9 protein-coding genes are annotated in these 12,039 nt (G+C 71.9%); 7 read left to right on the top strand and 2 right to left on the bottom strand.

The window, feature by feature from the left end:
- Nucleotides 1–84 precede the first annotated feature (84 nt).
- From ACSJDX_RS03305 to ccsB, 6 genes are all read left to right on the top strand, one after another.
- A complete protein-coding gene (locus tag ACSJDX_RS03305; RefSeq protein WP_438354161.1) occupies nucleotides 85–774 on the top strand; it encodes a DedA family protein in 690 nt (229 codons plus the stop codon).
- A gap of 71 nt (nucleotides 775–845) precedes the next feature.
- On the top strand, nucleotides 846–1,475 hold the full coding sequence (locus tag ACSJDX_RS03300) for a histidine phosphatase family protein (RefSeq protein ID WP_438354160.1): 630 nt from the start codon (nucleotides 846–848) through the stop codon (nucleotides 1,473–1,475).
- Nucleotides 1,475–2,083 carry a TlpA family protein disulfide reductase gene (locus tag ACSJDX_RS03295; protein WP_438354159.1) on the top strand — a complete coding sequence of 203 codons (609 nt, stop codon included), beginning with the start codon at nucleotides 1,475–1,477 and terminating at the stop codon, nucleotides 2,081–2,083. The genes ACSJDX_RS03300 and ACSJDX_RS03295 overlap by 1 nt, the downstream gene beginning before the upstream one ends.
- Nucleotides 2,080–2,940: a cytochrome c biogenesis CcdA family protein gene (locus tag ACSJDX_RS03290; RefSeq protein ID WP_438354158.1), complete on the top strand. Its 861-nt coding sequence runs from the start codon at nucleotides 2,080–2,082 to the stop codon at nucleotides 2,938–2,940. The genes ACSJDX_RS03295 and ACSJDX_RS03290 overlap by 4 nt, the downstream gene beginning before the upstream one ends.
- A complete protein-coding gene (resB, locus tag ACSJDX_RS03285; protein WP_438354157.1) occupies nucleotides 2,921–4,657 on the top strand; it encodes a cytochrome c biogenesis protein ResB in 1,737 nt (578 codons plus the stop codon). The genes ACSJDX_RS03290 and resB overlap by 20 nt, the downstream gene beginning before the upstream one ends.
- Nucleotides 4,658–4,661: 4 nt before the next feature.
- Nucleotides 4,662–5,759, top strand: coding sequence for a c-type cytochrome biogenesis protein CcsB (ccsB, locus tag ACSJDX_RS03280; RefSeq protein WP_438354156.1), 1,098 nt, complete (start codon nucleotides 4,662–4,664; stop codon nucleotides 5,757–5,759).
- Nucleotides 5,760–5,999: 240 nt separating this feature from the next.
- Here ccsB and ACSJDX_RS03275 read toward each other — a convergent pair whose 3' ends face one another.
- Nucleotides 6,000–8,054, bottom strand: coding sequence for a YhgE/Pip domain-containing protein (locus tag ACSJDX_RS03275; RefSeq protein ID WP_438354155.1), 2,055 nt, complete (start codon nucleotides 8,052–8,054; stop codon nucleotides 6,000–6,002).
- Complete coding sequence (locus ACSJDX_RS03270) at nucleotides 8,051–10,942, bottom strand: efflux RND transporter permease subunit (protein WP_438354154.1); 2,892 nt, start codon at nucleotides 10,940–10,942, stop codon at nucleotides 8,051–8,053. The genes ACSJDX_RS03275 and ACSJDX_RS03270 overlap by 4 nt, the downstream gene beginning before the upstream one ends.
- 144 nt (nucleotides 10,943–11,086) lie before the next feature.
- Here ACSJDX_RS03270 and ACSJDX_RS03265 point away from each other — a divergent pair, with 144 nt between their 5' ends.
- Nucleotides 11,087–11,707, top strand: a complete 621-nt coding sequence (locus ACSJDX_RS03265) for a TetR family transcriptional regulator (RefSeq protein ID WP_438354153.1) — start codon at nucleotides 11,087–11,089, stop codon at nucleotides 11,705–11,707.
- Nucleotides 11,708–12,039: the final 332 nt, after the last annotated feature.

Here is a 12,039-nt window from a genome sequence, read left to right as displayed (position 1 = left end):
GCGGCCCCCAGGTTCCATTCACCGAGCCCGCCTAGCGTGGAGAGGCCGACCGCCGGCATCCGATCACCGACGCCAGGAGCACCGATGACCGACCTGCCCGCCGCCACGACGCCCGCCGCCGCAGACGGAGGCTCGTGGCTCACCGACCTCGCCGACTGGACCGTGTCGCTCATGGAGATCATCGGCCCGATCGGCGCAGGCGCGGCGATCGCGCTGGAGAACCTCTTCCCGCCGCTGCCGAGCGAGGTCGTGCTGCCGATGGCCGGGCTCACCGCGAGCCGAGGATCCTTCACCCTCGTCGAGGCGCTCCTGTGGACCACGATCGGCTCGGTGGTGGGCGCCTACATCCTCTACGGCCTCGGCTGGTGGCTGGGTGCGTCGCGACTGCGCCGGATCGCAGGGTGGATGCCCCTCATGAAGGCCGAGGACGTCGACCGCTCGATCGCGTGGTTCGACAAGCACGGCGCCGCGGCGGTGTTCTTCGGTCGCATGATCCCGCTGTTCCGCAGTCTCATCTCCATCCCCGCGGGCGTCGCGCGGATGGCCTGGTGGAAGTTCGGCCTCCTCACGTTCGCGGGGAGTCTCGTGTGGAACTCGATCTTCGTGCTGGCCGGGTTCCTCCTCGGCGAGAACTGGCACGTCATCGAGACCTACGCCGACACCTTCCAGTACATCGTGATCGGCGCGGTCGTGCTCGCCATCGGCTGGTTCGTGACGGTGCGGGTCCGTGCGCTGCTGCGTGCGCGCCGGCGCCCGCAGACCGACGGCGCCTGAGCGCGCCGAGGCATCCGCTCCCCAGCATCCCCTCAGCCGCCGCACAAGTACCTCCCACGTAGACTGGGCGGGTGCCCGCCGACCGTCTCCATCTCGTGCGCCACGGGGAGGTCCACAACCCCGATCGCGTGCTGTACGGGCGTCTTCCGGGGTTCGGTCTGAGCGTCGCCGGCCGTCGCATGGCGCGCCAGGCCGCCGACTACGTGCACGGCCTCGACCGCCCCGTCGCGAGCCTCGTCTGCTCGCCGCTGCAGCGCACCCGCGAGTCGGCCGAGCCGTTCACCGCACTCTTCGGCGCCGAGCCGCTCGTCGACGAGCGCGTCATCGAGCCCACCAACGTCTTCGAGGGCCGCCGCATGAAGCGCGCCCTCGTCAACCCGCTCAACTGGCGCCACCTCACGCGCCCCGCGGTGCCCAGCTGGGGGGAGGCGTACGCCTCGATCGCCTCGCGGATGCTGCAGGCAATGGATGCCGCGTGGTCGCGGCCCGACTCCGGCGACGTCGTGGTCGTGTCGCACCAGCTGCCGATCTGGGTCGCGCATCTCACCGTCGCCGGGCTCCCCGGTCGCCACGACCCGCGCAAGCGGCGGTGCGCGCTGTCGAGCGTGACGAGCTTCGAGAAGCGCGGCGACGAGTGGGTCGAGGTCGGGTACGCGGAACCGGCGAGCACGTCGGGCGCGGTGGACGTGGGAGCGGTGTGATGGCGCGGACGATCGTGGTGCGGGCGGCATCCGCTCTCCTGGCGGTGGGGCTCGTCGCAGGGCTCGCGGCGTGCTCGAGCGATCCCCTCGCCGACCAGTACCGCGCGGGCGACAACAAGGGATTCATCGCCGCCGACGGATTCCAGACGAAGGAGTTCGCGCCGGCCGAGCGCAGCGCCCCGGTGGACTTCAGCGGCACCACCGACAGCGGTGCGACCGTGACGAGCGCCGACTACGCCGGCAAGGTGCTCGTGGTGAACTTCTGGTACGCGGCGTGCGGACCGTGCCGGGCGGAGGCCCCGTTCCTGGAGAGCGCGAACGCGTCGTTCGCGGGCAAGGCGGTCGCGTTCCTCGGCATCAACACGTCCGACTCCGCGGCGGCGTCCACGGCGTTCGCCGAGAAGTACAGCGTCACCTATCCGAGCGTGCTCGCGGCCGAAGACGGCGCGGTCAAGCTCGCGTTCGCGACGCAGACGCCCATCAACGCCACGCCTACGACCCTCGTGCTCGACAAGCAGGGTCGCGTGGCGGCACGCATCATCGGGCAGCTGAGCGAATCGTCCATCCTCGAGTCGATCGTCTCGACGGTGCTCGCGGAGCAGCCGTGAACCCGGGCGCGATCGTCGCCGACGGCGCCCTCTGGCTCGCGCTGCCGATCGCGCTCGCCGCGGGTCTGCTGTCGTTCCTCTCGCCGTGCGTGCTCCCGCTCGTCCCGGGCTACCTGGGGTTCATCGGCGGGGCGGTCGCACCGCGACGGATGCCGGTGGCCACAGTCGCCGAGCCCGTCGGAGCCTCGTCCGGGGGTCGCGGCGGCGACGCATCGACACGCCCCGCGACCGGGACGGGCGCAGCCGCGACCGGGCAGCGGTCGGCGGTCGGCGAGATCGGCCGCGGACGGCTGATGCTCGGCGTCGTCCTGTTCATCGCCGGGTTCACCGTCGTGTTCATGTCGATCAACATCCTCGGCGGCACGGTCGGATTCTTCTTCAGCCAGTACGCCGATCTGATCACCCGCGTCATGGGTGTCGTCGTCATCGCCATGGGTCTCGTCTTCATCGGACTCATCGGGCTCGCCCAGCGCACCTCTCGTCCGCAGGCGCGCGCCAACATCGGGCTGATCGGCGCCCCGCTCCTGGGCATCGCGCTCGGCGTGGGCTGGACGCCGTGCATCGGCCCCACGCTCACCGCGATCTTCTCGGTCTCGTGGAATCTGGGCGACCCGGCGCGCGGGGCGCTGCTGGGTCTTGCCTACTCGCTCGGGCTCGGCATCCCGTTCCTCCTGCTCGCGCTGGGCTTCGGCTGGGCGACCCGCTCCGTCGCATTCCTGCGGCGGCATATCCGAGCGATCAACCTCGCGGGCGGCATCCTGCTGATCCTCATGGGGATCCTGATGGTGTCGGGCGTGTGGAGCATGCTCATGGTGCAGCTGCAGGGGGTGATCGGCAGTGTCCCCCTCCCGCTCTGAGCGACCCGCCGGACAGGCGACCGACCCGCTGCGTCCCTCCGACCATGCGGACGGCATCGTCGAGACCGCCGACTCCGCCGACATCGTCCAGCCCCGGCTCGGTCCCATCGGGTGGGCGCGCTGGGCATGGCGGCAGCTCACCAGCATGCGCACCGCGCTCGTGCTGCTGCTCCTGCTCGCGATCGCCGCCGTGCCGGGCTCGATCGTGCCGCAGCGCAGCGCCGACCCCAACGGCGTCACGCAGTACTACGCCGACAACCCCGACCTGGCGCCGGTGCTCGACTGGTTCAAGCTCTTCGACGTCTACTCGTCGCCGTGGTTCTCAGCCATCTACATCCTGCTGTTCGTCTCGCTGATCGGCTGCGTCATCCCGCGCACCGCGCACCACTGGAAGGCGCTCCGGGCCCGCCCGCCGCGCACGCCCGCTCGGCTGTCCCGGCTCGACGACGTCCGCGAGGCGACCATCGACCTCGCACCGGAGCAGGACGCCGGGGATGCGGCATCCGTCGCCGTCGACATCGCCGCGTCGCAGCTGAAGCGCGCCGGCTACCGCGTGGAGCGCTACGACACGCGCGGCTCCCTGTCGGTGTCGGCCGAGCGCGGATACCTGCGCGAGACCGGCAACCTCGTGTTCCACTCGGCGCTCGTGGGCGTGCTGCTCGCGGTCGGGATCGGAGGCGGACTCACCTACACGGGGCAGAGCGTGCTCATCGAAGGTCGCACCTTCGTCAACACGATGCTCGACTACACCTCGTTCAACCCGGGCCGCTTCGTCGATCCCGACAAGCTCGTCCCCTACGCGATGACGCTCGACAAGTTCGACGTGACGTATCAGCCGTTCGGCGCGCGCGGATCGGGCCAGGCGGGCGACTTCGTCGCGCACCTCACCACCGCGCAGTCCGGTCAGGCGGCCGCCGAGGGCGACGTGCGCGTCAACCATCCGCTCGACATCGCCGGCGACCGCATCTACCTGATGGGCAACGGCTACGCCCCGAAGATCACGATCAAGGATGCCTCCGGCAACGTGGTCTTCGACGATGCGGTGCCGTTCCTCCCGCAGGACACGAACATGACCTCGCTCGGCGTGATCAAGGTGCCCGACGGCTTCCCGCAGCAGCTCGGGCTCGTCGGGTTCTTCTACCCGACGCAGGCGGCCCTGGCCAGCGGCGCATACTCCTCCCGCTACCCCGCGTTGGTCAATCCGGTCGTCACGCTCGAGGTGTACCAGGGCGACCTCGGCATCGACGACGGCACTCCGCGGTCGGTGTACACGCTCGACACGGGCTCGATGACGAAGATCGCCGGACGCGGCGTCGACGGAGCGGCCACGATCGAGCTCGCCCCCGGCGAGACCGCGAACCTGCCCAACGGGCTCGGCACCATCACCTTCGACAACGCCTCTCCGGCCGGTGCGAAGGGCTACGACCAGTCGGTCAAGCGCTATGTGTCGCTGTCGGTGCACCGCGACATCGCGGCGCCCTGGGTGCTCGCGTTCGCGATCCTCGCCCTGGTCGGACTCCTGGCCGCCCTTTTCGTGCCGCGTCGACGCATGTGGGTCAAGGTCACGTCCGAGGGGCGCACGTTGCGCCTCGAGTACGCCGGACTCGCGCGCGGTGAGGATCCGACGCTCGCCGCCGCGGTCGAGCAGGTCGCGCAGCGCCACGGGGTCGCGGTCGCCGCCTCCCTGCGGCACCCCGAGAACCCGCGCGTAGACTGATCCCATGCCCGCAGCCGCGCCCCTCACGATCGACACGGTCTCCGTGGTCCTGGTCTGGACGGCGATCGCGATCTACGCGCTCGCGTTCATCGCCTACGCCATCGACCTGTCGCGTCGCTCCGCCCTCGCCGTGGATGCGAAGACGGTCGATGCCTCGGCCACCCGCACGCGCCAGCTCGCCGCCGTCGGCGCCGCCGGCTCGTCCACGATCTCGCGCGAAGGGTCGACCGGGACGGACGCGGCCGAGCAGCTGCGTGCCGAGGAATCCGCGGCCGAGGCGGCGATCGAGGCGCGGCCCGCCGCCCGCGCCCGCATGCTGTGGGCACGCATCGGCACGTCGCTCACGGTGCTGGCCTTCCTCTTCCACGTCGGCGCCACCATCACCCGAGGCATCTCGGCCGGGCGCGTGCCCTGGTCGAACATGTACGAGTTCGCCCTCACCGGCACCACGCTCATCGTCGCCGTCTACCTCGTGGTGCTCTTCCGCTACGACCTGCGCTTCCTCGGCTCGTTCATCACCGGCCTGATCATCGTGCTCCTCGGCGGGACGCTACTGGGCGGCCTGTACGTCGACGTGACCCCGCTGGCCGACCCGCTCAAGTCGGTCTGGCTCGTGATCCACGTGTTCGTCGCCTCGCTGGCCACCGCCCTGTTCGCGCTCGCGTTCGGGCTCTCCGTCATGCAGCTGCTGCAGGCCCGCCGCGAGCGCAAGGTGCTGGCCGCAGCATCCGTCCCCGTCGGCGACGAGAAGCCGAAGACCGGCCTGCGGTTCCTGCGCACGCTGCCGTCGGCCGACGCGCTGGAGTCGCTGGCCTACCGCTTCGCGATCCTCGGCTTCATCTTCTGGACCTTCACGCTGATCGCCGGCTCCATCTGGGCCAACGACGCCTGGGGCCGCTACTGGGGCTTCGACACGAAGGAAGTCTGGACTTTCGTGATCTGGGTGCTCTACGCGGGGTACATCCACGCGCGCGCGACGCGCGGCTGGCGCGGATCGCGGTCGGCGTGGCTGTCGATCATCGGCTTCGCGGCCGTGATGTTCAACTTCACGATCGTGAACATGTTCTTCAAAGGCCTGCACGTCTACTCCGGCCTGAGCTGACCTCGGCGCGGCGCCTCGTCGGTCGCATCGGCGACCTCGCGCTCGGGCAGTCGTGGGGCGCTCGCGGCCCGCCGTGCGTTCGGGTGTCGCGACACGCGGCGTCGCGCCGCGGCGTCCCGCGCGTTGCGCCACCTCGACAGAGCCCCTCGTGCTCAGGCATCAGTTCGGGGGTCGCGACACGCGGGATGCCTGAGGGGCGTCCGGCGCGTTGCGACCCCCGAACATGGGCGTCCCGCCCGGTCAGGCGGGGAGCGGAGAGGCGAGCAGGTCGCGGGCGGCGACCGTGCGCGTGCGGGTCACCGCCAGCACCGTCACCACGAAGGCGCCGAGCATCCACACGACGAGCGCGACCGCTCCGGCTCCGGCGCCGCCGGAGCCGGTGAGCACGCCGAGCATCGCGTGGTAGGCGGGCGAGGTGGGCGTGAAGTCCGCCACCGCCGACAGCCACCCCGGCACCGTCGAGACGATTCCGGTCGCGATCGCGAGCACCGCGACGAGTGCCGCGATGAAGCGACCGAATCCACGGAACATCGCCACCAGCGCCTGGTTGACGGCCGCGAACGCGACGCCGGCGAGCACGGACAGCCCCGCGAACGCGAACCAGTCGCCCCACGAGTACGAGGCCGCCAGCTGCACGACACCCGCCACGAGAAGGCCCTGCACGGCGCCGATCGCCGCTCCCGGGGCGAAGCCTCGGAGCGCGAGCGCGGCCGACGACACCCGCGAGGTCAGCGCGCGGCGCGTGACCGACTGCAGCGCGATGTAGGTCGCGAGCCCGCCGATCCACAGGGCCAGCGCCGCGAGCAGCGGAACGGCGGCCGCTCCGAACAGCGACGTCCCGGTGCCCTGCGCGGCGACCGGGTCGCTCACGACCTTCGCGAGGTTCTGCGCCTGCGCATCGGTGTAGGACGGAAGGGAGGTGGATGCCTGATGCAGCCCGTCGGCGAGCGACACCGTGCCGGTCGCGAGCTGTCCGACACCGCCCGACAGGGCCGCCGCGCCGTCGGCCGCGCCGGATGCCCCGGTCGCGAGCTGCGACGCGCCGCCGGCGAGCTGCGACGCGCCGGACTGCAGCTGGGCGGCGCCCGACTGCAGACCGCGTGCGCCCGCGGCGGACTGGGTCGTGCCCGTCGCGAGCTGCGTGAGCCCGCTCTGCAGCGAGGACGCGCCGGCGGCGGTCTGACGCATCCCGTCCGCCGCGCCGTTCACGAGGAGCGGCACACCGGCGGCGATGCCCGGGGCGATCGCCGCCGCGCTGCCGGCCGACGTCGCGGCTGCCATCGCCTCGCCGGTCGCTGTCGTCAGCCGGTCGCAGAACGCCGGGCTGGCACCGCTTGCGGCGCAGTCCGCCGCGAGGGTGCTCACCGTCCCCGCGACCTTCGCCGTGTCGGCGGATGTCTTGGCTGCCGTTCCGGAGAGCGCTGTCACGCCGCCGAGCAGGTCCTGGGTCCGCCGCCCGTTCTGCAGCGTGTCTGCGCCCGAAGCGAGGCCCGCGGCGATCGACCCCGCCCCGGAGGCCGACGACGTGATCCCGCCCGCGATCTGGTCGAGTCCGCCGGCGAGCGTACCCGCCCCGGCCCCGAGCTTCCCGGCGCCGTCGGCGATCCCCGACGCACCCGCGCCGAGGCCGCTCGCCCCGGAGGCCAGCTGCCCGATGCCCGTCGCCAGCGACGCCGCGCCGTCGGCGGACTGCTTCGCGCCGTCGGCGAGCTGCGTCGCCCCGTCGGCCGCCGTCCCGAGCTGCGTGCCGAGCGTGGAGAATCCGAGGAAGACGTTCTCCAGCGTCAGCGACGACAGGGTGCGCCCCAGGACGGATGCCGCGGCCTGCGTGATCTGCGCGGTGATCGCGTCGTCGACGATCTTCGCGTCCGGGGGAGTGGAGACCTGGATCGTCGCCTGCTCCGGCGTCCCGCCGCCCTGCAGCGCCTGACCCGACGAGGTCGCGGCGGCGGAGAAGTTCTTCGGGATGGTGACGACGGCCTGATAGGTGCCGTCGGCCAGGCCCTTCGCGGCATCCGACTCGTTCGACACGACCCAGGTCAGGTTCGACGGCACCTGATCGGAGCCCTGCACGAGCCCCGCCGTCAGCTGCCGTCCGAGCGGGGTGAGCTGGCCGTTCACGGTGACCGGCTCGTCGGAGTTGACGATCGCGGCCGACATCGCGCTGAGCCGCTCGGTGGGGTTGTAGAGCGCCGCGACGAGCACGCCGCCGATGAGCACGGGGAGCAGGATGACGCCGATCAGCGTCAGCCAGGTGATGGGGCGGCGCGTGCGCGCGCGTTCGAGCAGGGTCATGCGGTCACCTCGGCGGTGTGAGCGGCCGCGGCCGCGTCGGAAGGAGAGGGGGAGGGGATGTCGCGCCGCGGCGGACGGGACAGGTCGAGGGTCGAGGCATCCATCGCCATCGCCTCGGCCAGCAGCGCGCGGAGGCGCTCGCCGTCCTCTCCGCCGACCACGAGCGTGAGCGGCCGGCCGGCGGAGCGGGCAGCGGCGGCGGCGTCGCGGAGCGCGGCGGCCACCTGGTCGCGCGCGGCGTCGTCGCCGACCGTGTCGAGGCCGTCGACGACCACGAGCGTCGGCCGGCCGGCGAACGCGCGGCGGATCTCCCGCGCCGGCGCGCCGCCGCCGTCCCCGATGAGCGCGAGGCCGACGTGCCGGCGCACCCACGCGGCGCGTCCGGGGAGGAGGTGTCCGGCGACCTTCAGGGTGCCGTCGGTGGGGGCGACGCGACCGGCGAGGGCGAGGAGCACGGCACGGATGCTGCGGCGATCCGCTCCCGTCACGACGAGCGCCTCGCCCGGCTCGACGCGGAGGGCGACGTCGTCGAAGAGGGTCACGTCGCCGTCGCGCAGGCCTACGCCCACGCCGACGGCGACGGCCGTCGTGCGGGGCTCGGGCCACGCCGCGAGCGACAGCTCGCGCTCGACGGCCTCGCCCTCGATGTCGAAGTGCGGCAGCACGCGGTCGAGCCAGCGCGGCATCCACCAGGCCCGGTCGCCCAGGAGCGCCATGACGGCCGGCACCAGGGTCATGCGCACGAGGAAGGCGTCGACGGCGATGCCGACGGCGAGGCCGAGCGCGATGGGTTTGATCGACGAGTCGCCCTCGGGCACGAACGCGGCGAACACCGCGAACATGATGACCGCTGCCGCCGCGACCACGCGGGCCGAGGCGGTGAAGCCCGAGCGGACGGCGCCGACGGCGACGTCGCGCCCCCCGCGGCCGAGCGCGCGGCGGGCGTGCACGTAGTCCTCCCGCATGCGGGAGACGAGGAACACCTCGTAGTCCATGGCCAGGCCGAACAGCACGCCCATCAGGATGATCGGCATGAAGCTGATCACCGGGCCCTCGCGGGTCACGTGCAGGAGGTCGGCGAACCAGCCCCACTCGAAGACCGCGGCGACGACGCCGAACGACGCGGTGACCGACAGCAGGTAGCCGAGCGCCGCCTTCAGGGGCACCCAGATCGAGCGGAACACGATCGTGAGGAGGATGAGCGAGAGTCCGACGACGAAGATGCCGAACGGCAGCAGCGCCGCGCCGAGGCGGTCGGAGATGTCGATGCCGACCGCGGTGAACCCGGTGACCTTGAGGTCGACGCCATACTGGGCGAGCAGCCGGTCGTGCTGCGCGCGCAGCGCACGCACGAGGTCGGCGGTGGCCGGGTCGTCGGGCGCGGTGGTGGGAACGATCTGGATGAGCCCGGTGTCGGCGGTCTGGTTCGGGGTCGCCAGCGCGACCTGCTTCACGCCGGGGACGGCTTCGATCTCGCGCTTCAGATCGGCCATCAGGGCGAGCGGGTCGTTCGAGATGACGATCGTCCCGGCCATGATGAGGGGGCCGTTCTCACCCGGTCCGAAGTGCTCCGCGGTGAGGTCGTAGGCCTGTCGGGCCTCGCTCGCCACCGGCTGCATCCCGGCGTTCGGGAGGGCCAGGCGCAGGCTCGCCGCGGGGATCGCGACGACGGCGAGCAGCAGGACGACCGAGACGGTCGTGACGAGAGGATGCCGCGTCACGAGCGCCACCCAGCGGTTCGTGCGCGCCGGGGTCGGGGTGCGGGGCGCGGCGTCCGCGTCCACGGCCGCATCCGCGTCGTCTGCCGGGTCGGCGGCACCGCGGCGGCGTCGCGAGCCCACGCCGGCGCGCAGCATCCGGTGTCCCCATCCCACGACGCGGCCCTTCGCGAAACCGAGGAGTGCAGGGGTGAGGGTGACCGCGACGAGCACCGAGATCGCGACGGCGACCGCGGCGGCGATCCCCATCGTGGTGAGGAACGGGATGCCGGCGAAGCCGAGACCGACGAGAGCGATCAGCACCGTGATGCCGGCGAACACGACCGCCGAGCCGGCGGTGCCGGTCGCCCGGGCGGCGGATTCCTCGGGGTCCGTGCCCGTGCGGACCTGATCCTGATGTCGCGCGACGATGAACAGCGCGTAGTCGATCCCGACGGCGAGGCCCAGCATGACCGCGAGCATCGGCGTCGTCGCCGAGATGGTCGCGAACGCCGTGGACACGAAGATGAGGGCGATCGCGAGCGCGACGCCGATGAGGGCGCTCACCAGCGGGAACCACGACACCACCAGCGAGCGGAACACCACGATCAGCACGAAGAGGGCGATCAGGATGCCGAGCGCCTCCGAGATCGAGATCGCCGGCACCGAGGTCGAGAACAGGTCGCCGCCGACGGCGACCTGACTGCCGGCGGGCAGGGTGTCGCGCAGGGACTGCGTCACGTCGGCCAGGCTCGTCTTGGTCGCAGCGGGCACGTCGGTGGCCTGGCCGTCGAACTGCAGGCGGATGATCGCCGCCCCGCTGTCGTCCGAGACCAGCCCGGTCACCATCGCGTCGAACGGGTCGGTGACCGCCAGCACCCCGTCGAGGCTCTGCAGGCTCGAGATCGTCGAGGCGATGCTCGCGCGATAGGGATCGGTGCGGATGTCGGCGCCGTTCGGGGCGACCACCACGAGCTGCGCGCTCGTGCCGCTGGCCTGCGGGAAGGAGCGGTTCAGCTGCTCGATGCCCGCCTGCGCCTCGGTGCCCGGGATCGTGAAGCTGTTGTCGGTGCCCTTCGCCAGCAGCGCGACCCCGCCGCCGGCGAGGGCGAGCAGCAGCAGCCACGACACGAGCACGCGCCAGGGGTGGCGGTAGGACCAGCGCCCGAGGGCGTACAGGGCAGTGGACACGGTGCCTCCGGGATCAGGCAGATCGGGGGATTTGGATACACCGATGTATCCGATACATGTCTGTATCGTAGGGCGCGGCTCGACGACCTGCCTGAAAGTCGCATGTGAGAATGAGCCCGACGCGCGGGACGAAGGAGGTGCGCCGTGAGCGGAGTCGCCCCCTCGACAGCGCGCCGAGAGCGCACGCGGCAGAGGCTGCTGGATGCCGCGGCCGAGGTCTTCGCGGAGGTCGGGCTGGATGCGGCATCCGTCGAGGCCGTCTGCGAACGCGCCGGATTCACCCGCGGCGCGTTCTACTCCAACTTCTCGTCGAAGGACGAGCTGTTCCTCGAGCTCGCGCAGCAGGTCTCCGACGAGAAGCTGTCGATCGTGACGGCGCGCGTCCGGGAACTCGAATCGACCGCGGACGGGCCGCTGAGCGCGGTGGACCTGGTCGGCCGACTCCTCGACGTCGAGCACGACACCCGATCGAGCGTGCTTCTGCTCAGCGAGATCCGCAATCACGCCCTGCGCGATGCGACGCTGGCCGCCTCCTACACGGCATGGGAGGACGCCATGGTCGCGCGCGTGACCGTGCTCATCCACGACGTGGGGCGCGCGAGCGGGCTGCCGTTCAAGCTGCCGCCGGAGGACATGGCCCGCATGTTCCTGGCGACGTGGGAGACCGCGGCGCAGCGGGCGGCGATGGACGGCCTCGACGACGAGGAGTTGGCCCGAGCGACGAATCGGCGCATGCAGCTGCTCGCCGAAGTGCTCGTGGCCTGACGTCGGTCGCGGCGGAGGCTGCGGACGCGGGGGCGGAGATGTTCTCTCATCCGCGATGAACTTCTCGCTCACGCGATGGTCGAGGTGGTGCGGGGCTTCGGGGGCTCCTGGTCCGCCCGCGTCGCGGAGTTGGTCTCTCATCCGCGATGAACTTCTCGCTCACGCGATGGTCGGGGTGGTGCGGGGCTTCGGGGGCTCCTGGTCCGCCGGCGTCGCGGAGTTGGTCTCTCAGGCGCGATGAACTTCTCGCTCACCCGATGGTGGTGTGTGGTGTGTGGTGTGTGGTGGGTGGTGAGTGGTGGCTGGTGGGTGTGCGGGGTCTCGCGGGCTCA

This window comes from Microbacterium fluminis (assembly GCF_051549805.1).
GTDB lineage: Bacteria > Actinomycetota > Actinomycetes > Actinomycetales > Microbacteriaceae > Microbacterium.
Note: the sequence above shows the minus strand (reverse complement) of the source record. Positions and strands in the feature narration are given on the sequence as shown.

What these genes read in the sequence shown, in the direction of transcription:
- ACSJDX_RS03305 (WP_438354161.1), top strand. Translation starts at nt 85, where the DNA reads ATGACCGACCTGCCCGCCGCCACGACGCCCGCCGCCGCAGACGGAGGC.
- ACSJDX_RS03295 (WP_438354159.1), top strand. Translation starts at nt 1,475, where the DNA reads ATGGCGCGGACGATCGTGGTGCGGGCGGCATCCGCTCTCCTGGCGGTG.
- ccsB (WP_438354156.1), top strand. Translation starts at nt 4,662, where the DNA reads ATGCCCGCAGCCGCGCCCCTCACGATCGACACGGTCTCCGTGGTCCTG.
- ACSJDX_RS03275 (WP_438354155.1), bottom strand. Translation starts at nt 8,054, where the DNA reads ATGACCCTGCTCGAACGCGCGCGCACGCGCCGCCCCATCACCTGGCTG.